This is a genomic window from Rhizobium sullae (assembly GCF_025200715.1).
Lineage (GTDB): Bacteria > Pseudomonadota > Alphaproteobacteria > Rhizobiales > Rhizobiaceae > Rhizobium > Rhizobium sullae.
On the sequence record NZ_CP104144.1, the window covers coordinates 2,012,793 to 2,038,208 of the forward strand.

25 protein-coding genes are annotated in these 25,416 nt (G+C 60.7%); 15 read left to right on the forward strand and 10 right to left on the reverse strand.

Features of this window, described 5'->3' with window-relative positions; genetic code table 11:
* Positions 1-13: 13 nt before the first annotated feature.
* From sctV to N2599_RS30300, 5 genes are all read right to left on the reverse strand, one after another.
* Positions 14-2,161 (reverse strand): type III secretion system export apparatus subunit SctV, encoded by a 2,148-nt coding sequence (sctV, locus tag N2599_RS30280; RefSeq protein ID WP_027513982.1) that lies wholly within the window; start codon positions 2,159-2,161, stop codon positions 14-16.
* The gene (locus tag N2599_RS30285) at positions 2,158-2,493 is read right to left on the reverse strand and encodes a type III secretion protein (RefSeq protein WP_027513983.1); all 336 of its coding nucleotides are present in this window, start codon (positions 2,491-2,493) and stop codon (positions 2,158-2,160) included. Before N2599_RS30285 ends, sctV begins: the two co-directional genes overlap by 4 nt.
* On the reverse strand, positions 2,490-2,861 hold the full coding sequence (locus tag N2599_RS30290; RefSeq protein ID WP_027513984.1) for a hypothetical protein: 372 nt from the start codon (positions 2,859-2,861) through the stop codon (positions 2,490-2,492). The genes N2599_RS30285 and N2599_RS30290 overlap by 4 nt, the downstream gene beginning before the upstream one ends.
* Positions 2,862-2,886: 25 nt before the next feature.
* Complete coding sequence (locus tag N2599_RS30295) at positions 2,887-3,795, reverse strand: FHA domain-containing protein (protein ID WP_027513985.1); 909 nt, start codon at positions 3,793-3,795, stop codon at positions 2,887-2,889.
* Positions 3,796-3,919: 124 nt separating this feature from the next.
* Positions 3,920-4,081, reverse strand: coding sequence for a hypothetical protein (locus N2599_RS30300; protein ID WP_165614753.1), 162 nt, complete (start codon positions 4,079-4,081; stop codon positions 3,920-3,922).
* Between the two features lie 370 nt (positions 4,082-4,451).
* Between N2599_RS30300 and N2599_RS30305 the strand changes: the two genes are divergently transcribed.
* From N2599_RS30305 to N2599_RS30365, 13 genes are all read left to right on the forward strand, one after another.
* The gene (locus N2599_RS30305) at positions 4,452-5,108 is read left to right on the forward strand and encodes a hypothetical protein (protein WP_027513986.1); all 657 of its coding nucleotides are present in this window, start codon (positions 4,452-4,454) and stop codon (positions 5,106-5,108) included.
* On the forward strand, positions 5,105-5,290 hold the full coding sequence (locus N2599_RS30310) for a hypothetical protein (RefSeq protein ID WP_027513987.1): 186 nt from the start codon (positions 5,105-5,107) through the stop codon (positions 5,288-5,290). Before N2599_RS30305 ends, N2599_RS30310 begins: the two co-directional genes overlap by 4 nt.
* A gap of 29 nt (positions 5,291-5,319) precedes the next feature.
* Complete coding sequence (locus tag N2599_RS30315) at positions 5,320-5,751, forward strand: hypothetical protein (RefSeq protein WP_027513988.1); 432 nt, start codon at positions 5,320-5,322, stop codon at positions 5,749-5,751.
* Positions 5,748-6,548, forward strand: coding sequence for a type III secretion system inner membrane ring lipoprotein SctJ (sctJ, locus tag N2599_RS30320; protein ID WP_027513989.1), 801 nt, complete (start codon positions 5,748-5,750; stop codon positions 6,546-6,548). The genes N2599_RS30315 and sctJ overlap by 4 nt, the downstream gene beginning before the upstream one ends.
* Positions 6,485-7,234, forward strand: coding sequence for a SctK family type III secretion system sorting platform protein (locus N2599_RS30325; protein WP_245209348.1), 750 nt, complete (start codon positions 6,485-6,487; stop codon positions 7,232-7,234). The genes sctJ and N2599_RS30325 overlap by 64 nt, the downstream gene beginning before the upstream one ends.
* The gene (locus N2599_RS30330; protein ID WP_027513991.1) at positions 7,231-7,836 is read left to right on the forward strand and encodes a FliH/SctL family protein; all 606 of its coding nucleotides are present in this window, start codon (positions 7,231-7,233) and stop codon (positions 7,834-7,836) included. The genes N2599_RS30325 and N2599_RS30330 overlap by 4 nt, the downstream gene beginning before the upstream one ends.
* Positions 7,833-9,179 carry a FliI/YscN family ATPase gene (locus tag N2599_RS30335; protein ID WP_027513992.1) on the forward strand — a complete coding sequence of 449 codons (1,347 nt, stop codon included), beginning with the start codon at positions 7,833-7,835 and terminating at the stop codon, positions 9,177-9,179. The genes N2599_RS30330 and N2599_RS30335 overlap by 4 nt, the downstream gene beginning before the upstream one ends.
* Positions 9,176-9,664 (forward strand): type III secretion system stalk subunit SctO, encoded by a 489-nt coding sequence (gene sctO / locus N2599_RS30340; RefSeq protein ID WP_084606797.1) that lies wholly within the window; start codon positions 9,176-9,178, stop codon positions 9,662-9,664. The genes N2599_RS30335 and sctO overlap by 4 nt, the downstream gene beginning before the upstream one ends.
* Positions 9,665-9,668: 4 nt before the next feature.
* The gene (locus N2599_RS30345) at positions 9,669-10,727 is read left to right on the forward strand and encodes a FliM/FliN family flagellar motor switch protein (RefSeq protein ID WP_027513994.1); all 1,059 of its coding nucleotides are present in this window, start codon (positions 9,669-9,671) and stop codon (positions 10,725-10,727) included.
* Positions 10,720-11,373, forward strand: a complete 654-nt coding sequence (gene sctR, locus N2599_RS30350) for a type III secretion system export apparatus subunit SctR (RefSeq protein ID WP_027513995.1) — start codon at positions 10,720-10,722, stop codon at positions 11,371-11,373. Before N2599_RS30345 ends, sctR begins: the two co-directional genes overlap by 8 nt.
* A 5-nt stretch (positions 11,374-11,378) precedes the next feature.
* Entirely contained in the window at positions 11,379-11,648 is a 270-nt protein-coding gene (locus N2599_RS30355; protein WP_027513996.1) for an EscS/YscS/HrcS family type III secretion system export apparatus protein, read from the forward strand.
* Positions 11,649-11,656: 8 nt separating this feature from the next.
* The gene (gene sctT, locus N2599_RS30360; protein ID WP_027513997.1) at positions 11,657-12,478 is read left to right on the forward strand and encodes a type III secretion system export apparatus subunit SctT; all 822 of its coding nucleotides are present in this window, start codon (positions 11,657-11,659) and stop codon (positions 12,476-12,478) included.
* A 188-nt stretch (positions 12,479-12,666) separates the two neighbouring features.
* Positions 12,667-15,792, forward strand: coding sequence for a LysM peptidoglycan-binding domain-containing protein (locus tag N2599_RS30365; RefSeq protein ID WP_027513998.1), 3,126 nt, complete (start codon positions 12,667-12,669; stop codon positions 15,790-15,792).
* Positions 15,793-15,857: 65 nt separating this feature from the next.
* Here the strand turns inward: N2599_RS30365 and ansP are convergent, their stop codons facing one another.
* The 3 genes from ansP to N2599_RS30380 form a co-directional block, all read right to left on the reverse strand.
* On the reverse strand, positions 15,858-17,333 hold the full coding sequence (ansP, locus tag N2599_RS30370) for an L-asparagine permease (RefSeq protein WP_084606798.1): 1,476 nt from the start codon (positions 17,331-17,333) through the stop codon (positions 15,858-15,860).
* Between the two features lie 260 nt (positions 17,334-17,593).
* Positions 17,594-21,181 (reverse strand): hypothetical protein, encoded by a 3,588-nt coding sequence (locus N2599_RS30375; protein ID WP_027513999.1) that lies wholly within the window; start codon positions 21,179-21,181, stop codon positions 17,594-17,596.
* Positions 21,182-21,297: 116 nt separating this feature from the next.
* Positions 21,298-21,525, reverse strand: coding sequence for a hypothetical protein (locus N2599_RS30380; protein WP_027514000.1), 228 nt, complete (start codon positions 21,523-21,525; stop codon positions 21,298-21,300).
* 789 nt (positions 21,526-22,314) lie between these two features.
* On the opposite strand from N2599_RS30380, the gene N2599_RS30385 reads away from it, so the two are divergent.
* Positions 22,315-22,656 carry a helix-turn-helix domain-containing protein gene (locus tag N2599_RS30385; RefSeq protein ID WP_084606800.1) on the forward strand — a complete coding sequence of 114 codons (342 nt, stop codon included), beginning with the start codon at positions 22,315-22,317 and terminating at the stop codon, positions 22,654-22,656.
* Entirely contained in the window at positions 22,643-23,920 is a 1,278-nt protein-coding gene (locus N2599_RS30390; RefSeq protein WP_027514001.1) for a type II toxin-antitoxin system HipA family toxin, read from the forward strand. The genes N2599_RS30385 and N2599_RS30390 overlap by 14 nt, the downstream gene beginning before the upstream one ends.
* Positions 23,921-24,200: 280 nt before the next feature.
* On the opposite strand, the gene N2599_RS30395 is transcribed toward N2599_RS30390, so the two are convergent.
* Complete coding sequence (locus tag N2599_RS30395; RefSeq protein ID WP_027514002.1) at positions 24,201-24,617, reverse strand: c-type cytochrome; 417 nt, start codon at positions 24,615-24,617, stop codon at positions 24,201-24,203.
* Positions 24,618-24,938: 321 nt separating this feature from the next.
* Positions 24,939-25,310 carry a hypothetical protein gene (locus N2599_RS30400; RefSeq protein WP_037144712.1) on the reverse strand — a complete coding sequence of 124 codons (372 nt, stop codon included), beginning with the start codon at positions 25,308-25,310 and terminating at the stop codon, positions 24,939-24,941.
* Between the last annotated feature and the right edge of the window lie 106 nt (positions 25,311-25,416).

Here is a 25,416-nt window from a genome sequence, read left to right on the forward strand (position 1 = left end):
TGCTCCGGAGAATTCATGCACGGCCGCCTTCGAGCTGCGCCGTTCCGGCGACCGGGAGCGCGATATAGCCAATGCACTGGACGCTGAACTCCGGGGAAATTTCCTGGTAGGAAAGAACTGCCACATTTACGTCGTGGCGCGTCAGAAGGTTCCGGATGTGCCGACGGACATCCATCGACGTCAGGATCGCGGTTCGGCACTGGAGATCCGCTTTCTCCTGCCGCTTCTTCAATTCTTCCAGGATCGGCGCCGCCAGCCGGTCCGAAATCGCGCCCGCCGGCCCCATATTCTTTTCGATGGCCGCTCTCACCTCGTCTTCGAACGGCCGCGTCAGCAGATAGGCCGAAACGATCCTGTTGTCGTCGGCAAGGCGGAAGCAGATCTGCCGGCCGAGGCTTGCCCGCACGCTGTCGGTCAGAGCCTGCACACCCTGAATTTGCGCGCCGCGCTCGGCAATCGCCTGAAGAATGATGCGCATGTTGGTGATCGGAACGTCTTCTTCGATCAGCCTTCGCAAGACGTCGGCAAGCTTCTGCACGGAAACTGCCTCCAGAACCTCTCGGATCAGGTCGCCGTAGGGCTCCTCCAGGCGGCCAAGGAGCGCGCGCACTTCCTGTGCGTCGACGAACTCCGGCGCATAGCGGCGCAGGACACGCTCCAGAAGCGTCATCACGACATCGGCTGACTCGCAATAGCCGACGCCGGCAGCGTCAAGTGCTGCCGCATGGGATTGTTCGACCCAGACGAGCTTCAGGCCCAGGAGGTCCGGTTGCCTCACATAGGGGACCAACATGATGTCGAGATCGACCGTTTCGTCCCACACCATGACATGGCCGGGCAAGAGCGCGGCCTCGACGACCGGAACGCCCTCGAAATCGATGCGAAACTCAGCCGGCGCCCGCCGGGGATCCGCCACCAGGCCGATCCCCGGGACGCGAATACCGAGGTCGTCGAGGATCGCTGCGGCGGACGCCTCTGTCCGCTCGGCGAAGACCGGCAGCGGAAGAGCCCGGGCAAGGTCCCCTCCAAGCGATACAGTGATCCTGTGCGCGACCCCGACGAGGTTGCCGGGACCGCCGGGCAAACTGCCGGCTATATGCTCGACGACGGGACTGCCGGAAGAGACCGGCCGGAGCGCCTCGCGTCGGATCGATGCGGTTCCTGCCGCATCGCCGACGGCAGGCCGCCGGCGCGCGGTGTGGGCAAGAAGCCCGGCCACGGCAGCGAGAGTCCAAAAGACAATCAGCGGAAAGCCCGGAACCAGGCCGAAGGCGAAGAGGATGGCGGCCGCCAGCGCCAGCGCGCGGTCGCTCGCACCGAGTTGCCCGAGGATTTCAGAACTCAAGTCCTGCGGGCGCTGGCCAGACGGCACGCGTGTTACCACCGCTCCGGCCGCCACTGCCATCATCAGCGCAGGTATCTGTGAGATCAGGCCATCGCCGACGGTCAGCAGTGAATAGGTATGGGCAGCGTCGCCGACGGTCATGCCGCGTCGCACGGATCCAATCGTAAGCCCGCCGATGAGATTGATCGTGATAATGATCAGGCCCGCGACGGCGTCTCCTTTGACGAACTTCATGGCACCGTCCATGGCGCCGTAGAACTGGCTCTCGCGCTCGAGCTCTTCGCGCCTTCGACGCGCCTCCTGCTGGTCGATTTCGCCGCTGCGGGCCTCATTGTCGATGCTCATCTGCTTGCCCGGCATGGCGTCGAGGGCAAAGCGCGCGCCCACTTCGGCGACACGCTCAGCGCCCTTGGTGATTACAACGAACTGAGCGATGGTGATGATCAGAAAGACGATGAGACCGACGAGCACATCGCCGCCGACAACGAAGTCTCCGAAGGCCGAAACAATCTGCCCGGCGTCTGCCTGCGTCAGGATCAGCCGGGTCGTCGTGATCGAAAGCGCGAGGCGAAAAAGGGTTCCGAGCAGAATGATCGATGGCAGAGACGAGAATTGGACGGGGCTCGACACATAGAGCGCGCCGACAAGGATAAGGAGGCTGTAGAAGAAGTTAAATCCGATCAGAGCGTCGACCAGAAAGGTCGGCATCGGAATGATCATCATCGTGATCGCGAGCATCACCAGTGCCGCAACGACGATATCCGACCGGCGCGAGGCGGCCCTGGCGAACTGGTTGACGGTGGCGATTGCGTTCATTTCACCGCCCTCGCCTGAAGATAGGCCTTGAAGGTGTCGCGCGCCTGGTCTTCCTGTCCACGCAGCCAGTGCGCCCTGCTCCTCAGGCGGGCAAGATCCGGATCGGCTTCCTTTGAGATTTCGCTGATGCGATCGATGGAGGCGATCGCACGCATTCCAGCGTCCGTCTCGACAAATGCGTCGGCCAGCGAATGCAATATCGAGACGTTTTCCGGTGCCATTCGTGCTGCGAGAAGCAAGAAGACGAGGCCGCGCTCATGGTGTCCGGCGCGACAGTAGAGCAGGCCGAGCGCATGAAGAAATTCGAGGCTGTCCGCGCGTTGCTGCGTCAATTGCTTTGCGCCAGCATGAGACGGTGCTGAAGATCGCGGCGACTTTCGATTTCGTCCTTCAGCATGGACGCCGTAAGCTTGGCGACATCCTCGTCGAGGTCGAGGCCGGGTAACACTTCCTGGACGATATAGGCCAGGATCTCCTGGGACCGCGACAGGTCGAACAGGGAAGCGTTCGAGAGCCTCGCCCGCTCCGTCGCACTGGTGCGCGCGCCGCGCGTCTCAGCCTTCTGCCTGGCCTGGCGGACCGATTGCAGGATCCTGGCGTCGAAGGCCTGATGCTGCGCTTCCACGGCCGCATCCGGCCGCACGGAAACCGCGCTTGACTGGGCGCGGCGATTGTCGTGTCGGCGGACCTCCAAACTCATCTTGCTGTTCCTCTCGTCGCGCCTGTCAGAAGCGAAGGATGAATTCTTCGCCTTGCCGCCCCACCTTCAGGCTGCCGTCGCGAATGTCCTTTATGTACCAGCCGTCCTCGAGCGCGGCACCCTTGTAGAGGTGGGTGCCGTCGGCACCGATCGCATAAGGCGTTTCCCCGAACCAAACGGCCTGGAGATTGAATTTTGGCGACGTTTTGGCCGCGGCCTCGCCGACCATGCTCGTCAAGACGTAGTTGGTGCCATAGGACCGGTCGAACCAGGTCTGGATATCGCTCCACGACTTGCGCGCCTCCTCGTCGAGCGCACCGGAAACGGCAAACCGCGTCCCGTCCGCCTTTACCTGAAGATCACTCAAGCCCGCCGCAGCGAGGTTTGCCGCAAGCGCCGAAGACACCTCATCGGCCGAGGGCATTGAGGCGCTCGCAGTTCCGGCCGCCACCGTCTTTTCGTCAAAGCTTGCCATCGGCAGCCGGTCGCCGACATTAGCAATCCCTGCCTGGACCGCAGCAATCGTGAGAAGCGAGAAAGCCGCCGCGCCGCCGATCATCCAGGTTGTGCGCTTCGACTTGTCTGCTTTTCTGCCCGGCGCTGCCTGCGCCGGTCGGCAAAGACGAAGGCGCGCGCTGCCAAGCGAAATCGTCACAGGGGTTTTGACGTGAAGGCCGTGGCCAACGGGCACGCTTGTATCCTGCACCATCACGTCGGCGCCGGTTGCCTCGATCATCACCTCGGAACCCGCAAACTGCAGACGCATATGATGCGCGCTCACGTCGCGGTCACTGAGCATGAGATCGCAGTCCGGGGCTGAACCGATCAAGTAGGAGCCGTTTTCCAAAGGCAAGGAGACGCCACTGTGTACGCCGTTGAGGACATCGAGTGTCAAATCGGCAGCAGCATTCCTCAAGACCAGATTGGATGCCATGAACTCTCACCTCGCTCGCCGTATACCAAAGATACCGACGCCACGCTGAAAGCACGGCGCCGTCCAAGCCAAGTCTTTGCAATGGAGATGAGAGGGGCGACGCAAGTCGCCCCTCGGCTTGTGCTTAGCCGTTCGGACGCTGCTTCGCGGCGTCGAGGGCGACCTTCTTTTCGGTCGTGACTTTGGTAATCTCGGCAGACTTCTCGATCGCCTTGTCGAAGGCTTCCGTCATCGTCTTGATTGAATTGTCCGAGGTTTGCGTACCGCTTACACCGGAAACTGCCATTGTCTTCTCCTTGATAATTCAGTCCGGCCGGGAGCAACGCCCCAGCGCCGGTGTACAGTTCTCATCGAGTCGACCGCCCCTGCATAGGGCACCGTAATGGTTAAAGTTGAAGCTCGGAATTGACAATTTCCAAGCGCATCACATAATCTTTCAATGCGTAATATATCGTGATTTCAAACGATTGAAACGGACGTTTCAATGTCATGGAACTGTTACGCATTGAAGAAACACAGTTATTTTTCAGGGCGTTTCAGTTTTCGCTTGTTTAGCAAATAACATTGCTTTGAATTTTGTCCAACTGCGAGTTGCGCATTCCCGGCTGCTGTAATAGTTTTTGGGCCGCTCGACGCGAACAATCGGAACGTTTGACATGAAGAACGTCATGGTTGCGGGGAAGCTATTTATGTTAGCTACGGCTATATTGGCATCCACATATCCGGCCCTTGCAGCTATGCCGCGCTGGTACAGCAGCAAATACCGCTACGTTTTAATCAGCCAGGATGTTCGTGACGCACTGAAGGAGTTCGGGCGCAACCTTTCGATTCCGGTGATCCTGTCGGATCGAATCCGTGGCCAGGTACGCGGGGAGATTCGCGCCGAAACGGCGGGCGGATTCCTCGACAAGGTGACGCAGGCCAACGGGCTGATCTGGTATTTCGATGGCTCGGTTCTGCACGTCAATGCCAGTGACGAGTTCGCGACACAGATCATCAATATCGGCAGGGCAAACGGCCAGTCGGTCATAAACGAGATCAAGCGGTTAGACCTCATGGACGAGCGCTTCTCGGTACTTGCGACCGCCAACGCCCCGGCTATTCGTGTCTCAGGTCCGCCTGCCTTCATCGCCATGGTGAAGCAGGTCGTTTCATCCGTTCAGCCACCCCCAATGACCCAGGTGGACGATCCCCGGGTGCGGATCTTCCGGGGCGGCCAGCACAACGAGGTTGCGGACGATCTGACTGGCAAGGGCCGCCAGACCGTCGCCAATTCCAGCACAAGCGACACCTCATCAGGAGAACACAAATGACCGGATCGGTAGCCGCGACAGCGCAGACGCCCGCCCAGACGCAAAATGTGGACCCCTCGCAGGCACAATTCGAGGAAGCCTTGCAGCAAGCCGTTGCAAGCGGCGGCGGCCAGTTGATCGGGCAAGAAATGATGAAGATCGCCCAGGAAGTGCTCAACGAAGCCTTGTCCGACGAGGAATAATCCCCTTTTTTCCAGCAGGAGACGCAACCATGACGGTTGTCCAGCCAGTTGAGAATGCAACGCTTGCGATGTCCTCTGCGCCGCAGGATCCGGCCTCGGTCGCGTCGCAAGGCCTGTTCGAGCATTCGGCGCTGAACGCCCAAACCCTGCCGCACGGGGCAAGCCCGGCCGATCTCGGCCGGACGATCGTCGACAACCTGAAAGGTTTCGTCGAGCGCGCCGGAAAATTCGCAAGCAACACCGAGCTTTTCGCCCCATTGGACCAATCTCCGGCATCCCAGTCGTTTGCGCCGGATGCGGCCGGCGCTCAAACAAGCGTGACGCGGACACCGGACGGCGAAGCAGGACGGCTAGTCGAGGCACTGGGGAGGATCTTCGATCATGCGATCGAAACGCAGATGGTCGTTCGCGGCCCGACGCAATTCACAAGCGCAACGATGACCCTCGTCAAAGGTCAATGAATATCTCCTGGTGCTCCTCATCGATTGCGCGCGGACTGCTGCTCGCGCTTATGGTCCTGACGCTGCAGGCTTGCAGCGTCGATCTCTATACCAATCTTGACGAACGCGAGGCCAACGAGATGGTCGCAACCCTGCTCTCGAAAGGCATTGCGGCGAGCCGGGTCGTGCAGAAGGACGGCAAGCTGACAGTGACGGTCGACGAGGATCAGTTCTCGCAAGCCGTCACCGCGCTCAACATGGCCGGGCTACCCAAGGCGAAATTCGCGACACTCGGCACCGTGTTCAAGCAGGAAGGCCTCGTCGCTTCGCCCGTGCAGGAACGTGCACAGATGATCTATGCGTTGAGCGAGGAGCTTTCCCGGACTGTTTCCGAGATCGACGGGGTCCTCTCGGCGCGCGTCCACGTCGTGCTCCCGGACAACGACCCGCTGCAGCGCAATGCCATACCGGCCTCCGCTTCTGTCTTCATCCGCCACGAAAAAGATCTCGACGTCAATCCGCTGATCCCGCGGATCAAGACGCTGGTCGCCAACAGCATATCCGGCCTCACCTACGAAAAAGTCTCGGTCGTGCCCGTCGCGAGCGAGCGGGCGAGCGGGCCTGTCACCGGCGCGGAACTCACATCATTCCTGGGGATCTGGATGCTGCCGGCGAGTGTGGCCAGGGCCAAGCTCATCTTCGTCTGCCTTGCCGGCGCCCTGTTTGCCGCGATCGCCGGCCTTGGATACCTGGCATGGCGCAAGCACAGCAGCCGGCGGAAAGTCTATCCGCTGCAGCCCTACGGTCCGGCAAAGTGACGGATCGCTCATCGGCAAACGGCGCGGCGGCCGCCGAACTGGAGAATGTCTGGGCGGCCTTCCGCACCGCCCCGGCCCGCCTTGTTCATCACCGCCATATCGTTCAAGCCTATGACGAGGCGATCTCGATCGAGGCCGCCGTCAGGCTGCAGCAATCCGATCGGGTCCAGCGGCTGCTTATGCGGCTGCTTATGGACAAATTCGACCTTCCGGACGCCGGCTTTTGCCCTTGTCCCGAACCGGACGATCTCAAACTCCTTGCGTTGCCGCCGGAGGCTGTCGCGCAACATAGCTACCTGGCTGGGGCCGTGTTCTGGGGTCATGCGCTTGCCGGCGAAATCCGCAGCCGCGAAGTCGCCTTGATGAAAGAGCGCGTCGGTGACCGCGCTTTCCGGGTGGCCGTCGATAACCGCGACCTTGCCGCGGGCCATGAGATTGCGGGCGGCCTCGATGCCTTGATGCAGGCGATTGACGTCGACGGTCGCAGATGCTGGGCGAGCTGGCAGGCCTCGCTGCCCACTGCACTGGCGGAATGGCTTCGACTGAGGGGTGAGACTGGCGGCGACGATGCTCCGTTCACCGAGCCGGGAGACGCCGCCACCGGCGCTGCGATCGTCAGGCGCCTGTTGCGGCACGAAACCGCCAGGGACGATCACACCGGCGCCACCGTCAAGGAGGAGCGATGAACGAGATCCCCACAAGCCCGGCCAAGAAAATCCTCAAGCAGGCCGAAGGCGAACATTGGCTTGAAGGCTTCGCATTCTTGGAGGCGGCGAAGGCCAAGGCGGATCAGCAGCTTGCGCAGGTTCGCGACGTCGTCGAGACGAGCAGAAGAAAGGGCTACGAGGCTGGCAGGCTGGAGGGAGAACGGCAGGCAGCGGCCCTGCTCCTGAAGACCACCGCCGACGTCAATGCCTATCTGGCCGGCATCGACCGGCAGATTGCCGAACTCGGCCTAGCGATCGCCGAAAAATTGCTCGGCCGTTTCGATCAGGCAGAGCTGGTCGCCAATCTGGCGCAGCAGGCGCTTCAATCGTTTCAGCATGAGCGCGAGGTAACGATCACTGTCTCTCCCGCATTGGCCGACCGGGTCGCCGAAGTCGTTGAGCGCCACAACGGCAGTGGCGCGCTCAAGATCGCCGTGCTTGCCGATCCGCGGCTCGACGGCAACAAATGCGTTCTCGCCAGCGCCGTAGCCGTCGTTGATGCAGGCCTCGATACACAATTGTCGGTCATCCGCGAAGCCTTGCTCGGCGTCCGGTCCGACCGATCGGAACCTGCCGCATGAACGAGCATGTGCTGTCGGATCCAGGCGCGCTCATCGAGCGCCTGCGCCAGCGGGCGCTCACGAGCGAGACGCGACCCCTTCGCGGCCGGATCCGCAGGATTACCGGCATCATCGTCCATGCGACCGCGCCGATGGTCAGGATCGGCGAACTTTGCCACCTCAGGGATCCTGTTTCCGGTGTGACCGTGCCGGCGGAGGTGGTGGGCTTCGAAGACGAGGAGGCCATCCTGACGCCGATTGGCGATCTTCAGGGCATGTCCACGCGCGCGGAGGTGATCGCAACTGGCAAGACCTTGCAGATCCCGGTTTGCGACGACCTCCTCGGCCGCGTGCTCAATCCCTTGGGAGAGCTCCTCGACTTTGCCGATGATCGTGCCATTCCGGTCGTCACCGACACCTACTATCCGACCCACCGGCCACCGCCCAATGCGCTCCAGCGCGACCTGATCACCGAGCCACTGCAACTTGGGATCCGTGCGATCGACGGGCTGCTGACGGTTGCCCGCGGGCAACGCGTCGGCGTTTTCGGCGAGCCTGGCGTCGGCAAGTCCTCGCTCCTTTCCACCATCGTCCGCGGCACGAAGGCGGATGTCGTCGTCATCGGGCTGATCGGCGAGCGCGGGCGCGAAGTGCGGGAGTTCATCGAAAGACAGCTCGGCGAAGAGGGCCGCAAGCGCTCGGTGGTCGTGGTCGCAACATCCGATCGTCCGGCGATCGAGCGGGTGAAAGCGGCCTACGGTGCGACGGCCATCGCCGAATATTTTCGCGACCAGGGTCAAGACGTCCTTCTGCTGATGGACAGCGTCACCCGTTTCGCCCGGGCGCAACGGGAAATTGGCCTGGCGGCGGGCGAACCGCCGACGCGGCGAGGTTATCCGCCCTCGCTCTTTGCCGCGCTGCCGCGCCTGTTGGAGCGCGCCGGCCCCGGACAGGGCGGCTCGATCACAGCCCTCTATACCGTGCTGACCGAGGGTGACGGCACGCTCGATCCGGTTGCCGAAGAGACAAAAGCCATTCTCGATGGTCACATCATGCTGGGCTCCAGCCTGGCCGAGCGCAACTTCTTCCCAGCCATCGACATCCTGAAGAGCCGCAGCCGCCTGATGGAAAGCGTCGCAGGCAAGGCGCACCGCGATCACGCCGCCCATATCCGCACGCTGCTTGCCCGTTACGAGCAGATCGAACTCTTGCTCCGGGTCGGCGAATACGAGCACGGCGTCGATCCGTTGTCGGATGAAGCAATCGAAAAGCACGGCGCCATCGAAGCCTTTCTGCGGCAGGAGAGCGGCGATTTTTCTTCCCTGGAAGAAACCCAGGAGCAGTTGAAAAGGATCGCATCGTGACCCGGAAGGTCGATTTGCGACAACTCGTCGAGTTGCGGGCGCTTAGAATGCGGCGGGCGCAAGAAAAGGCGCAGCGTCAGCTAGGCCGCCACCAGCAGGCCGCCCGGGCCGCTGAGGCGGCAAGGGACGAAAGCCTTTCCCATGAGGATGAGCGCAGACGGGAAGAAGACGTTCTCTACGCCCATCTCGCTCAAGGCACCGCCGGTCACCGCGACCTCCAAAGTTACCGCGGCGCGCTCTCCGCCATGGACCACCGCGCCCGCCAGCTCGAGGAGCAGGTTCACGCCGCCGAGATGCGCGAAAGGCAGGAGGCAAAGCAAAAGCAGGAGCTTGCGGCCGAGTACCGGCGCAAACAGAAACTGCATGATCGCCTCCTGTTCCTTGCCGAGGAAAGCCGGCGCGAGGAAGCAAGGCGTGCCGACGTCGTCAGCGAGATGGAGGACGAGGACATCACCCACCCGAAGAGCAAGAAGCGGGGAAGGTGACAGGATGAGCATCTCAACGCAGACGCGCGCCGGCGCCCAGGAAGTTCGTACCCTTGCCGAGGACCCGTCCTGCCTGCCAGAGGTCGCGGCCGCCCATGTCGACGCACTCAACATGCTGGCAAGGATCCGCATGGCTTTTCGGCTCTCGCTGGCGACGGCAACCATCGTCATTCGGCCCGAGGACAGCACGCGATCGCTGACGGAACCGGTCGAGCTTGCGTTCTTCATCGGCGCGTCGGCCGGCCGCTTCATGATTCCTGCAGCCGCGCTCGACGAGCTTGCGCCGGGCCTTGGGGTTCGCGGAAGAATAGCGGCCCTTTCCCCTCTGCAGCGCAACATCCTCATCGAGGAGGCACTCGCCTCAAATCTTGCAGAACTGGAAGACCGTATCGGGGAACCGGTCCGGACCGGCCCGCCGCCGGATGCTGCGGGCGAATGTCCCATCAAGCTTTGCTGGACGATCGATTGCGGCAGCTTGCCCCACCATGCGGAACTGCACTTGAGTGCTGCGGCGGCGCTCAAGATCGGCAAGGCCCTTGGTGGGCATGCGAGCGGCCTGGGCGCATTGACGGCAAACCTGGTCCAGCCCATCCAGCTATGCGCCGGCATCCAGCACCTGACCACAGGCGAATACGAAAGTCTTGGCGTCGGCGATATCGTCATGTGCGAGCAGCCCAATGGCGAAGAACCCTTCGCCCTTATCGGCAACCACCTGATCGCCTCGCTGCGCCGGGGCGATTCCGGCCTCGTATTTACGTCTACGTGGCGAGATCTAAGAGCAAGTTGGGAACATTCCGCCATGTCAAAAAAGGATACGCCTCCGTCCGACCAGCTCGAAACGCTGGCAGACCTTCCAGTCCAGCTGGTATTCGAGATCGGCCGCGCCGAGTTCCCGCTGAAGGAAATCGCCAGGATGGGCGAAGGGACGGTTCTTCACACAAGCCCGAGCCTTTCTACCCCCGTCAACATCATGGCGAACGGGCGGCTCGTCGGAAAGGGCGAACTGATCAGGATCGGCGAAGGCCTTGGCGTGCGCGTGGTGCGGCTTTCGGCAGATGGGTGAGGCGACCACCAATCTCATCCCGATCATTATCATCGTCTCGACGATCGGGCTCATTCCGCTCGCGGTGGTGACGATGACCGGGTTCCTGAAAATCTCGATCGTTCTTTTCCTCATTCGCAATGCGCTCGGTATCCAACAATCGCCGCCCAATCTCGTGCTCTACGGCGTTGCGCTGATCCTCACGGTCTATGTCACGACGCCGCTGGTCGGAGAGATGTACCGCACATTGTCAAGCGAGCGGGTCGACGTGCAATCGACGGACAGCATGATGCGGGCGGCGGAGTCCCTGCGCGCACCGCTGCAATCGCATCTTGAACGCTACACGGATGAGAACGAACGTCAGTTCTTCATGCAGGCGACCGAGCGCATCTGGTCGGAGGAAGCCAGAGCCTCGGTGAAGACCGACAGCCTTCTGATCCTCGTCCCGGCCTTCGTCAGTTCGGAGCTGACGCGCGCCTTCGAGATCGGCTTTCTGCTCTATCTGCCGTTTCTCGTCATCGACCTCATCGTTTCAACCGTGCTGATGGCGATGGGGATGATGATGGTCTCCCCTACCCTTATTTCCATTCCGTTGAAGATATTCCTCTTCGTCGCGGTCAACGGCTGGTCGCGGCTGATGCACGGCCTGATCCTGAGTTACGGATAGCGCCGATGGATCAAACCGCCTTCCTCGCCCAAATGCAAAAAGCCATGTTGACCGTGCTGATCGCCTCGGCCCCGGCGCTCGCAATCGCGATCGTCATCGGCGTCAGTGTCGGCCTCATCCAGGCGCTGACCCAGATCCAGGACCAGACGCTGCCGCAAGCCGTCAAGCTCGTCGCCGTCATGCTGCTACTCGTGATTCTCGGTCCGGTGCTTGCCGCTCAGGTCGCCAATTTCGCCAGCAACACGCTCGACATCTTTCCGGCCTTGACGCGGTAGGTGGGCGCGTGGATTTTCTCACCGCCACATCAGCGCTGTTCGATACCATCTATCCGATACTTGCGGGCACAGCCATTGCGATGGCGCGCGCGCTCGGCATGATCGTCGTCACCCCTGCCTTCGTGCGGCTCGGCCTTACAGGGCTGATCCGGTCGGGCGTGGCGATCGCCATAGCCCTGCCGCTGATACCAAGCTTCACGGCAACGCTCGCGGAAGGGCAGGGCCTCTCGACCTTGATGGTGACCGGTCTTATCCTGAAGGAAATCATCATCGGTGTCATCCTGGGCGTCGTGCTCGGCATCCCCTTCTGGGCCGCCGAGGTCGCTGGCGATCTCGTCGACCTGCAGCGAGGCTCGACATCGGCGCAGCTCGTCGATCCGCTGCAGGCGACGGAAACCAGCATCGCCGGAACCTTTTTCGTCCTGGCTCTAGTCGCCCTGTTCTTCAAGTCCGGCGGCTTTTCCCTGCTCGCCGACACCTTCTACAGAAGCTACGAAATATGGCCCGTGACCAGCTTCTCGCCGACGCTGGGCTCCGGAGCGGCCATGGCCGTGCTCGCAATCCTCGACCGGATCATGCAGACCGGCGTTCTTTTGATCGCACCGATCGTGCTCGCCCTACTGATCGCGGACCTCATGCTCGCCTACTTGTCGCGCATGTCGCCGCAATTGCACGTGTTTGATCTTTCCCTGGCGGTCAAGAACCTGATCTTCGCTGTGCTGATCGTCCTCTACCTCAACTATCTCCTGCAATACATGGTTGCAGAGCTCGCCATCCTGAAAGAGGCTCCAGCGATGCTGCGCAGCCTCCTTGGAACGGCGCCTCAATAAAGGTCTCCGCCCGCGGCGCAAGAAATCCGGCCCTTGTCATCAAACCATTAAGCAGGCCCGCCATAGTGGCCTCGCGCGCACGCGCGCAACGACCAGTGTCTTGATTTCAGAGACGAAGTTCGCTTCCGGCGCTTTCCGCTGGATGTGCATCCCTCGCGTGCCGCATAAAGCCAAGGAGATCACGCCCCATGTCCTTTCGCATCGATATCGACGGCAAGAGCCGCTACGACGCAAGCAGCGGTCGCGCCGCCGCCGTTTCCGAGGAGCAGCGCCGGTTCTTCATCGAGCAGATCAACCAGGCCGTGCGCGAACGCACCGAGCAAGGTGGGCCGAAGACGATCGATCCTGGAACCGAGAAAGTGATTGTCGTCGAGAAGGGCGACAGTCTGTCGGAGATCGCCAAGGAGAACCATGTCAGCCTCGACGACCTCATGGCCGCCAACCGCATCAAGCTGACGGCGGACACGGCGGCGATCGACCCCAATGACGTGGTGATCGTGCCGCTCGCCTCGCCCGAGCTCGTTGCGCAAGGTCCCGTGGACGGCAAAGGCGTGCCCAAGGGCGAGGCCGCCTTCATCGATGATCTCTATGGCCGCGGCAACAAGCTCGCCTATGCCGACGACCCTTCGAAAATCGACTATGCCGCCGAAGGCAGGGACATGCAGCGCGACGCCGGAGCCTATCTCGACAACCTGCCGAAGGCGGAACGACAGGCCGCAGCCCTCAGGCTGATCAACAGCGACTGGCTGGATGCGGGCCCCGCCGGCAACGCCGTCAAGGCGGCGATCGAGGAACGCGGCCTGAAGACGGACGAGGAATCGGTGATGGCGGACGGGATCTATGATCGCGGCAACCGGATCCAGTATTCCGACGACCCGAAAATCGACTATCAGGCGGAGACCGGCGAGATCGCCAAGGACCTCAAGACTTATGTCGAAAAGCTGCCGGAGAAAGAGCGCTCCGAGACGCTGCAGCGCCTTTACGACCGCGACTGGACCGATGCGGCACCCGCCCGGATGGCGATCGAAGACACCGCGAAAGCGCTGAATGTCAGCCTGCGCCCCTCGACGCATGCCGGCGTCGACGCCGAAGCCAGGGCACGCACAATCATCGACACTGCAAACGCCGCCGGCGGGCCGGACGAAGCGTTCCGCAAACTCTCTTCAGCCTACGGCTCGGCCGCGCCGGAGGTCCAGCAGGTTCTCGCGCGCTCCGACGACGCGAAGGCCCTGATCGACAAAGCCGCGGACTGGGCATCGAAGCCCCTCGCAGACTACCAGCCTGGGAAGGGAATGAGCAATCAGGGCGATGCCGCAACGACGATGGCTAATCTCGAGCAGCTGACCGCCGGCGCCGATCCGCGGCTGGCCGTCGAGCTGGTCTCTTCCGCCATGCCAACCATCGAGGCGGCGAATACCAGGAAGCAGGAAAAGATCGGCGGCGACTTGATCGGAATGAACGGCCAGGCGGACATGATGACGATCATCGACCGCATCAGCGGCAGTCCGGGCGCCGATGCAATCGTCGAGCGCTTTGCCGAGATCGGCGGCTATCACCCGAACTCCATACCGATGGCGATCGGCAACGGCTCCCGCCTCGACTACCCGATTGCCATCGCGGCCAAGAGTGCGGCGGCCTCGCCCGATTTCGTCGTCCGGAACATCATTCCAAACGTGAAGCAATATGCCGCCAGCAGGGTCAACCAGGATGTCCTTGCCTATTCGGCGCATATGCAGGAGCTGCAGTGGTTGGTTTCCAACCACGGAAGGACCATGACACCCGAGCAACTCGCCAAGGCGATCGAGGACTACAAGACGGAAAAAGGCCCGGAATGGGCCAAAACAGAAAAGCGCCTGGAGGACAACATCGCAGCAAGCGGCGAAAAACTGCTGCAGCAATTGACGGCACTCGGCAATCTGCCGCCGGAACTCGCCTCGCAGCAGCAAGCCGTCAACGATGAGATCGGCAAGATCTTGTCGGACGAAAAGACCGCGATGGCGGTCGAAATCGCAATGAAGAAGAACCCGGCGCTGCTCGACAGTCCGGCCGCGCTGAACCTGCTGGGCGCTCAAGCTCGCCTGACCGACCGGGGCAGGAAGCTCGCCGAAGAGGCAACGACCCAGATCATCCGTCACAAGGTCCTGCCGGCCTTCACCGACCTGCAATCCGGCGATCCGGCCGCACTTGGCAAAGCCAGGAACAGTCTTGAGGCGCTGAAGCAGGGTAAGCTCTCGCAGATGCTCGGCATTCCCAAGGCCGACATGGACGGGGCGATCGATGCGGTCGCCAAGTCCCTGCCCGAGCCGGGCGAGACGGTCGAGCAATCCCGCGCAAAGATGGCCACCCTCAACGACGACCTGAACGATCTGAAGAGTTCGAGCGGCGTCAGGTCTTTTGCGAACACGACCGGCCCTGGCCAGATGCTGCGGCTGATCGGCATTGCGGCCACGGGAGCGAGCGTCGCAAACTCGGCGACTGTGGCGCAGAACAACCCCACTTTCAGAAACGATCTGAAAGTGGTGATCGATGCGGTCGGGCTCGGCCAGCGAACGGTGGAGATTTTAGGCGGAATGGACCGTCTCAACGCCGACTCCGCCGCCGTCAAGCATTTCGGCAGCAGCAGCAGGCCGGCCGTCAAGTTTCTCGGGGCGCTGAGCGGCGGGTTCGATGCGTGGGTGGCCTTCGACTACTTCAAGGCCGGCGACCCGCTCATGGGCAGCCTTTCGGCCGCAGCAGCCGGCGGAACCATCATGGCGGCTCTCGGCACCGGCACGATGTTCGGTCCGGCCGGTCTCGTCATCGTCGGCGCCGCTGTGATTTCCCAGATGATCGTTGCCGATACGCGCGATTCGAACAAATACATGACGGATACCTCAAAGCGCTTCCTCGCCCATTCCGAGCTCGACGAAACCACCGCCGGCGCGCTCGTCGACCAGAGCGGCGACGGCCACAGCCCGGTGCCGATCCTCGCCAGATACGCGGAACTGAAGGGCTATCGTCTCGATCAGCCGGCCGATCGCCAACGTTTTATCGACTGGCTGAACAGCATTCCGAAGGAAGGGCTGGAGAAGTTGCGCGACAATCTGCACCATACGCTCGACGAGTTCGGCGGCGATCCGGCGAAATTGCCGGCGACCACCGGCTCAGACGGAAGCTACACGGACGCGCAGCGATTGAATGAGCGCTATATCAGCGGGCAGGTCTATATACCGAGCTTGGCCGACAAGATCAGAAACGGCGATGCCGCTCCTTCCTCGGCAAAGCAGATCGACGTGGTCCTCGTCGAATTGGGAATTGGAATTCCCGTGGCCTGATGCGCCGTTCCTTTAAGATCAAGGGGCGCCGCCAGGTTGACGGCGCCACTTGAGGAATATGGTGGTCACTGACGCATTTGCTGCGCCAGCATTACGTCGGACAGCGTCTCCGTCCGCCGATGCTTGCTGACCCAGTTCCATCCGCCCCAAAGCGCCAGCGCGACGAAGGGGATCGAGGCGACGGTATAGGTCCCGTTCGGATAGTCGAGCGCCATCAGCACCACGACCCCGCAAAGGAAGGCGAGCGTCAGCCACGAGGTGACCGGGGCGCCGGGCATCTTGAACGTCACGTCCTCGACCTCGCCGCGGGCGACGGCCCGGCGGAAGGCCATCTGGCAAACGATAATGAAACCCCAGGTGCTCAGGATCCCGAGCGAGGCGACATTGAGGACGATCTCGAATACATGAGAGGGCACGAGATAGTTGAGCAGGACGCCGAAGACATAGATGGCCAAGGTCACCAGTATGCCCACATGCGGCACCGCCTGCGCATTCATCCTTGCAAGGGACGCCGGCGCGGAACCGCCTTGCGCCAGCGAGCGCAGCACGCGGCCGGTGGAATAGAGGCCGGAGTTCAGGCTCGACAGGGCTGCAGTCAGCACGACGATGTTCATCACCGTGCCGATGCCGGGTATGCCGAGTGCGCCGAAGAATGTCACGAACGGGCTCTCTCCTGCCTTGTAGGCCGTCCAGGGCAGCAGGCAGACGAGAAGCACGACCGAGCCGACATAGAACAGAGCGATGCGCCAGATCACACTGTTGATGGCGCGCGGCAAGATGGTCTTCGCGTCTGAACACTCACCGGCTGCCGTACCAACCAGTTCGACGCCGGCAAAAGCGAAGACGACACCCTGCACGAGCACGAGCGCAGGAAGCAGGCCGTTCGGGAAGAGGCCGCCGTTCTCGCTGATCAGATGCAGACCGGTGGCACTGCCGGCGACCTCCATGCCGGTTCCAAGGAAAAACGTGCCAACGGCAAGGAAGAGCAAGATCGCCGACACCTTGATGAGGGCGAACCAGAACTCCATCTCGGCAAACCACTTGACCCCGACAAGGTTCATCGAGCCGACGATCAGCAGCGCGCCGAGCGCCGAGACCCATTGCGGCAGGCCGGCGAAGACATCCCAGTAGTGCATATAGAGAGCAACGGCAGTGATATCGACGATGCCGGTCATTGCCCAATTGAGAAAATACATCCAACCGGCCACGAAGGAGGCCTTCTCGCCGAGGAACTCACGTGCATAGGAGACGAAACTGCCGCTGCTCGGCCGGTGCAGTACCAGTTCGCCAAGCGCGCGCAGGATGAGAAAGGAAAAGGCGCCGCAAACGAGATAGACGATCGCCAGAGATGGACCTGCGGCCTGCAGACGGGCGCCGGCGCCTAGAAACAGCCCCGTACCGATCGCCCCGCCAATCGCGATCATCTGCACCTGGCGATTGCCGAGTGCCTTGTGATAATCGGCCTCATGAGACTCCAGCCACCTTCTTTTGTCGAAGATGGCGGTTGCATCGTCCGGTCGCGACTTTTCCATGACAGTCATCAGAACTCTTTCCTCCTTCTTGGCAATTTGCCGGTCGCGTGCTGGGCGCCGCTTCCTCCGCGACAGGCACGCCGATCCCAAGGCGCGCTGCTCTATCCTCAGCCGTGCGTGGGTTGTCCCTGGTTTTGTCTCTGATTTTCCGGTTCGGGCGGCAGCGAGGTTCGGTCAATCGACGCTGAACCCCGCCTTTGTGCTTCCGCAGGTAGCGCCCATCCGCGCGAGTACGGTGGGCGCAGCAGGGCCGGCTCCTTTATGGGCGCCTAAAGATAACCCTTTCGTCTGAGCCACGCCTTCAGTCCCTCGGTGCTGCGCGGCTCTACGTACGAGGCAAAGGCATTTTCATGCATCAGCGTCCCGTCCGAGGGTTGGTACCATAATGGATCGTCGCTCGGCAGCATCGCATCCTCCGCGGAAATCTTCTTCTGCGGCATCCACCACTGGCTGCCGTCCCAATACATTGTCGTCACGGAATCCTCGTAGCGCTTGCGCTCAGCGTTGTATGTCACCGTCGGGTAGTCCGACAGATCCGCCTTTGCTGGATCGACCGGAAGCTTCAGGTATTTCAGATCGTCCTGCGTACCCGGCAGCTTACCCTTGCTATCAGCCGTCATGTCGCGAATAGTTTCGGACAATTCGGTCGCCTGCTCCGGCGTCAGGCGATTGAAGAGCTGGCCAAGACGGGCCCGCGTATATCCCTCGGCGCCGTAGGTCCCGCTCAGAACAGCGTCGGCGCTGCGGGTCCCCTTGTCTCCGCCCATCAAATGTTCATCACCGGGGAAGACCGTCTGCAGGATGCCCATGACCCCTTCGTCGAGAAGATCATTGTGTTCCGCCAGGGCCTCGGCGACCTTGCGATCCTTCACGCCGAACATCACCTGGATCGCGTCTGCATCCGCCTTGTCATAGGTATGGGAGGCATTATAGGCGCTCCGGCCCTGGACAATGCCGGCGCCGGCGAGCTGCAGCACCGCCGCGACGCCGGAAAACTTTAGCGGACCGAGCCGCTTCATGAGCCGCACGAGTCCGTTGTTCGCCGCCTTCGCTTCAAGTGCACCCGCTCCACCAGCGGCCGCAAACATGGCATCACTCACGGTTGCAATGCCGTAGCCTGACGCCTTGACGCCGTCGGCCTTGTCTCCGACGATCCAGCCTGTGCCCTGCATGATGGCGTTGCTGAGATCCGCTCCGACATAGAGCGCGTCGATGCCCGTGCCGCGAAGGAAATGCCCCGAATTCAACGCGCCGCTCCAGACCTTCTTCTGGCCTGAGGAGAGACCGCTGCTATTGACGCGCTCCTTGATCGCGTCGATCCTTGCTTCTGCCGTCGTCGGGACGTCGGGGCCTTTGCCAAGGATTATCTCGCGGGCGTTCGGCATCAGTGCCGTCTTTGCCGCCGTCATCATCATCATGGTGTGCGGCACGTAATAGACCATGTCGTCGCCGGTCGTGCCCAGCGCGTCGAGGTTACGCCCGAACAGGATCGCGCTGCCTCCTCCGGAAACCCTGGTGATCGCATTGGTACCGACATTGAGCCTCTCCATTTGCTGGATTTGGGCCCGTTCGCTGCCGGTCGCCTGGACCCGACCCGCCACGATATCCTTGAGGCGGCCCTCGCCGATCTTGTCCACCACGTCCTTCACGTACTTCTTGAGGTCGGGATTCTTGTCGTCCCCCTTCCCCTCGATATACTTCGTGACGGCGTCCTGCTCCGCCCTGCTCAAGCCGGCTCCACCGTTCGTGAAAGCGGCTTGGATGCGGTTTTCCGCAAGCGCCGTATGGATATCGCCGACACGGCCCTTGAGGCTTTCGGTTACGGCGAAGGTCGCAAGCGCGCGCGCTGAGCGCTCCACCCAGATCGTGCCGGTAGCGGCAGGATCGGCGCCCTTTTCCACGTTCGCGTAGGGATCCGGAGCCTCGTTCTTGGGCATGTCGGGCAGGCCCTTCATCGCCTCGCTGATCGATTTCGACTTCGTCATCATGATGCCGGTGCCGAACAGTGACGGTATCGGCGCATCCGTATTGAGGCCGTCGACCTTGTTGAGCGGCGTCTCGTAGATCTTGAGGGCGAGATCGATGCTTTCCTGCTGCTCCCAGAGCTGCTGCCGGACCTCGCCTTCCTTCACCAGATCCTTGGATTTCTGCTTGTTCTCCGGGCTGAGGTTGTCGATCGCCTCCATGTCGCGGGCGAGCTGCGTGGCGCCCGAAACCGGGTCATCGGGCTTGGCGCCATTCCAGCCGGACAGGCCGTGATAAAGCTCGTTGTAGAGCGTCGTTATCTTCTCGTCTTGCGCCTTCGAGACATTGCCGAAATTCTCGATGCTGTGGCGGACCGCCCACTGCGCGTCGGAGTTCTGCTCCAGATAGTCGTTGTAGCCGAGCTGCCCCTTGGCCTCCAACTCGTCGCTCTTTGCAACTCCGAGCTCTGCCGTGCGGGCCGCGATCGCAGTCAGCAGCGCCGTGCCGCCGCCTTTGGCGTCCTCGCTGCTCAAAATGCTGAATATCCGCTGATGCGAAAGCACGTTGATGTAGCTGCCGGGCAGATCGGTGTTCATCTTGTCGACGAGGCGATTGGCAATATGGTCGACGATCTCCTTGCCAGCGCCGGCTTTCTTGCCGTCGCCATAAAGAATATTCTGCGAGGCAACAGCGAGATCCTGCAAAGCCTTGATCTTCGCCGGGGTGTCGCCGTCGGTCCCGGAAGCGGCGAGGCTGTCGATCGACTGGTCGATCATCTTGCGGACGCGAGGGTCCGATGCGATCAGCGAGCCGCTCGATTGATCGAGCAGCTTCTTTATATCTCCCGCCGCCTTGCCGGAGGTATCTAAACTCGGAAGCGCATGGGCGAGGTCGGTCTTCTCGCTGAGCTTGGCGAGGAATTTCTCGGCACCCTCGACGCCCCCCTTTCCATAGGCGCTTTCGAGATCACGGACGTGGCGATCGACACGCACCTCCTGAAGTGCGTCCTTGATCCCCGCCTTCAGAGCGGCACCGTATTTCTCCGGATCTCCGGCGGTGTAGCCCGCATAGATCGAGGCGCGGTTCGTGAGCGCAGTGATCTGTGCGCCCTCCTCGCTACCGGCGGCGAGGGCAACATCAACGAGTTGATCCTTTGTCTCCTTGGCGACCGCGTCATAGTCCTTCTTGTCGCCGAGGCTGGCGATGCGTCCGAGCTGATCGTCGGTCTTGCCGTCGGCCTTCCACTCCTTCTCCTTCATGTCGCGCACCTGATTGAGCGCCTCCATAAAGATCGGGTCGTCCGGTGCCCGCTCGGCGATGGGGCGGATGAGATCGCTCACCTCGCTCACGTCGAGCTTCTTGTCTTTCTTGTCCGTGCCGAACTTCGGCGTTCCGAGGCTTTTTGAGGCCAGATCGACCTCCTCGGCGATCGCGACCACGAGATCGTCCTTCGCCTTGTCTCGATCGGTCTCGCTCTTGGCCTTGTCGTTGGCCGTGCCGAGTGCCGTTCGCTGCTTTTCGAGCAGATCCAGCCGTTCCGGGCTCAGGACGAAAACATCGTCTCCCTGCTCCAGCGCCTTGTCTGCCTCTTTGCTCGCCGACGGCCGGTTACCGAAAGCCTTTGGGTCGAGCTCGGGCGTCGCCGCCGTTTGCTCGTTCAGCGCCTTGTTATCCTTCGGGTCGATGCCCGCCTCCTCGTAGATGCGGAATGGCCAAAGCCCCGGCTCCACCTGGCGCTCGACGATGCCGGACGGACCGCCATTCCACGGCAGTGCGGGTGGAACCTCGTTCTTTTTGCCGTTCTTTGGCGTCTGATCGATGATCGAGTCGAACGGCTTCGACGAGTCAGGACGTACGAAACGGTTGCGTGCGAAGAAATTGATCAAAGACATCAGCTATTCCCTGCTCCGTTTTTTTGAAACTCGGATCGGCAAGAGTGCCGCAGAATGCAGATCAAAGGGCGGCGGTGCCGCCCTTTGAGAACGTCAGGATCTTGGGGGTGGGCACCCTAGTGGATGCCGTATGCAATGCGCGCATGGTCGCCGATAGATGTGTTCATGCCCTTGTCATCGATGGCTCTGTCGTTTGACGCTTCCGATGACCATGAATGCTGCGGCAGCGCGGCGAATATCTCCCGCCAAGCCTTTACCTGTTGCGGCGAGACGTCGATTTCGCGGATGTTGTCGGCGTTCTTCAGCCGAAACCCTTTGCCGACGACCTCCAAAGTGAACGCCATGATTACCTCCCCTGCGTGCGTCGATCGTGGTGGAGTTATGCCTACTGAAAGGCGTTTCGTTTACTCGGCTCGCTACTTAAGATGTTCTCCATACGATACGTTTGCAAAGATGAAAAGAGACTATAATATCTATTAGTGATTGCAAATATATAAAGAAATGAGCAATATTACCCCATATAGTGGCATAATAGGCGCCGTGGTTCCCTCACTTTCCACCCTCAGCCGAGTTTTGCGACACTCCCGCGCGCGATGCATTCCAAGGGGTTCCGTTTCGCCCGTTAGCGGTTTCTGGTTGCAATCTTTAGGAGAGTAATAAGGTCGGGGGGCGCACATTTTTGGAGCTCTGTTCAAAGGAATGACGAGGGCCGCGGAATCGGCTCGTGACTGCTGCTTCAAACTGCGTAGATCCAACTGCCTGTTGATGAGGCGCACTTCTTCCATGTGGTTGGAACGGCTTTGCTATGCGGTGCTATCGTCAGACGGCAAAGGACCGCTTGCGAGGCGTTTTGCTTCTGACTGTGAGTCCGAGTGCTCCCGCCAGAGCCGACTACCTGAAGCGGAAGAAAGTCAGGGAACCGTTTCGACGCAGTTTGCCGAAACCCACGGCGTATAGAGCAAATGCCACAAGGACCGCTTCCGGTGTTTGATGCACTATCCGATAACGTTACCTTGAAGGCTCACAATCTCGCTTTATGTCACCTTGAGATGACATCTCTTGACATATTGGGTAAGTGCTGTAAATGTTCTCTTGAGGTTACTTTACGGCAGATAAGGAGCTTTCAAGGCATCATGGTAGCAAAAAGCGCATTACTTTTGGCACCCCCTTACGCTGTAGAGCGCTCACTGAACGTTCTTGGGGCAAACCTCAAGACAGCTCGCCTTCGTAGAAATCTTACGCTTCAGGAGGTCGCTGAAAAGATCGGTGTCATCAGGCGCGTGGTTTCAGACGCTGAGAAGGGTAAGCCCTCAACAAGCATTGCCGTATATGTCGCGCTGCTTTGGGTCTATGGCCTTACGGAACAACTCATGCAAGTTGCCGATCCCGAAACAGATCAGGAAGGGAGAGCTCTCGAAAGGGCACGGGCACCTCAGCGGGCACGACAGGAAAGAACATTGGATGACAATTTCTAAAGACGGTCCTTCGAATTGCTTTGTTTATATAACGCTTCCAGAAAAGACCAAGCCGGTAACCGCTGGCCGCTTTTCGCTAAAGCAGGATCGGCAAGGCACAAACGTGGGCCAGTTTGTCTACGGTCGGACCTATCGGGAAAACCCGGAAGCCGTAGAGATTGACCCTGCCGAACTACAAATTGCCGCTCGAACTTATGAAACAGCGGCAATGGGTGGTATCTTTGGTTCATTACGCGACGCAGGACCAGACCACTGGGGGCGTAGACTGATCGAGAAATGCGCTGGCAAAGCGCCTCTGGGCGAACTGGACTATCTACTCCATTCCCCTGACGATCGCGCGGGCGCATTAGGATTCGGATTGAACGTCGATCCACCTGCTCCGAGCCATCATTTCAATAAGACTATTGACCTCGCACGACTACAAGAAATCGCGGACACAATAGTGCGCGACGAGGAGGTCGACGAAGCTGCCGATCGAGAGCAGATCGAGAAAATCTTATTGCTCGGCACGTCCATGGGCGGTGCACGACCGAAAGCAGTCGTTGAAGACGAGAGCGGCCTATGGCTCGCCAAATTTAACCGCACCGACGATCGTTGGAATCAAGCGCGAGTGGAGCATGCGATGCTACTACTCGGCCGCGAATGCGGCCTGGTGACGGCTGATAGCCGCATTACGTCAGTCGCCGGGCGGGATGTCCTTTTAGTGAAACGGTTTGATCGAGAAAAATCCGAAGACGGCTATTATAGAACGAGGATGGTGAGCGGATTGACTTTGCTCCGTGCAGAGGACAGCCACCGTTCTCGTGGTCTATGGTCATACATTTTACTTGCGGAAGAATTACGTCGTGTGTGCGCAGAACCGCAGCGTCAGGCACAAGAGTTATTCAAACGCATGTGCTTCAATGCACTTATCTCGAACACCGATGACCATCCCCGAAATCACGCAGCTATTGCAAAGAATCGGAGCTGGAAGTTGTCGCCCGCCTATGACCTGACTCCCTCGACGCCAATAAGTGTTGAACAAAGAGACTTGGCGCTCATTTGTGGAGATCAAGGTAGGATAGCTCGCGCAAGCAATTTTCTCTCTCAGTGCCATCGTTTCCTCTTAGATAAGGAGGAGGCCGTTAAGATTATAAAAGACATGACAAACATCGTTCGGACGACATGGTACAATATTGCCCGATCAGCGGGAGTATCTGAAAGCGATTGCAGGACCATTGAAGGCGCATTCGTCTATCCAGGATTCGAGGCCGAAAAATTGTGAAGGATGCTTAGATGACCACTTTGACCGTGCGCTTGAGTACGATAGCGGACGCCAAGGCCCGCATTGTCGAAGCCGGAAGGTGCGCGCTAGCGGGTGATACCGTTGAAGCCGTGCCTTCGGTCAATTTCACGTCCTATGACGACATGCATCGGGTGCTTGCTTCTTCCCGCCTCGCTATTGTCAAGGCACTCGCCGGACAGGAGGCGTTGTCGATCCGCGAGGTGGCGAGGCGCGTTCCAGCAACCTGTTCGACCGAACCACTCCTCGGGTCGACGCGGTTCTACGGATCCATTTTTTTGGGCCGACCGCGGCCGAGAGCGCCGTCGGCGCGGGCTTGCAGATAGGCATAAATGTCATCGATATAAGGAGCGAAATTGGGATCGTTGGCGAACCCTTTCATGACCGAGCTCCCGCTCTTGCTCTGCCCGTCGCGGACGACACGCCTGAATGTCTCGATATCGAGGCGCCGGTCGACGAGAGAGGACGCAAAAGTCGAGCCGACGCCATCAGGCCCGTGGCAATGGTTGCAGCCACCATGATAGCGCCGGTAACCGTTGTAGGTCCGCGCATCAGCCTTGCCCTCGACCACTCTGTAGAGCTTATCGGCGGCCGCGGCCTCCTGCGAACATCGCCCGGAACCGACCGCGACGCCACAGGCGACGACAGCGAACAGTACCAGACGCTGCAATGGACGCATCTCCCGTTACCTTAGAAGCCGCTTGGCGGCTCGATCGGCCACGTTGTCCGATGGCGAGTTCGTGCGGACCAATAGCGTAAAGTATCAAGCCCCAACTGTATCACAAGCCCCTGCCGGAAAAGCCGAGCCAGCTTTCTGTGCTCGAAAAGTCGCCTTCTCGCACACAAAGCTCACTCGGCTCTTTCCCCGACCAGCCCTCCGGGTTGATGGTCCTTGCGTTGTCATCGTAGACAGCAAGTATGTTGGGCCGCTCGCCCGGCATGGCCAGATGGGTACGGTCGGAATCACCCTTTCATCGCCCGAGGATTCCGGCCAAGAGGATCACTCCTCGATTAAGGCGCTGGTCGACACGTTATCGATCAAAGTGACGCTGGGCTCCTGCACGAGAAGGACGTCGCCATCGCGTATGATCTCGAAGTCGGCGGACGGCTGGCCGAATGCTTGAGGCACGGAGATTATCAGCCGCTGGCCCGGTGCGAGTGTGGACACGAAGCGGATCGGCTGTACTTCACTTCCGGAAGCCATGGTCGCAACCACCTGGTAGCCGCCGTCTTTGTCGACCGTGTAATACACCGCACCACTGAAGCGGTCGAGATGAATACTGTGGCCGTTCCCCGGCGCCAGTTCCGACGCCGCGGCGGCGCCTGTCGTGGCGAGTAAGGCCAATGCAAATGCGGTAGAACCTCTGGTCATCACTATCCCTCCTCCGCGAACCATCACTTGCCTGGGCATTCACTTCCCATGACGGCAAGCGCAGCTTATGCGCGGAGCAGCTCGGGCACATCGGTACGGTCACCCA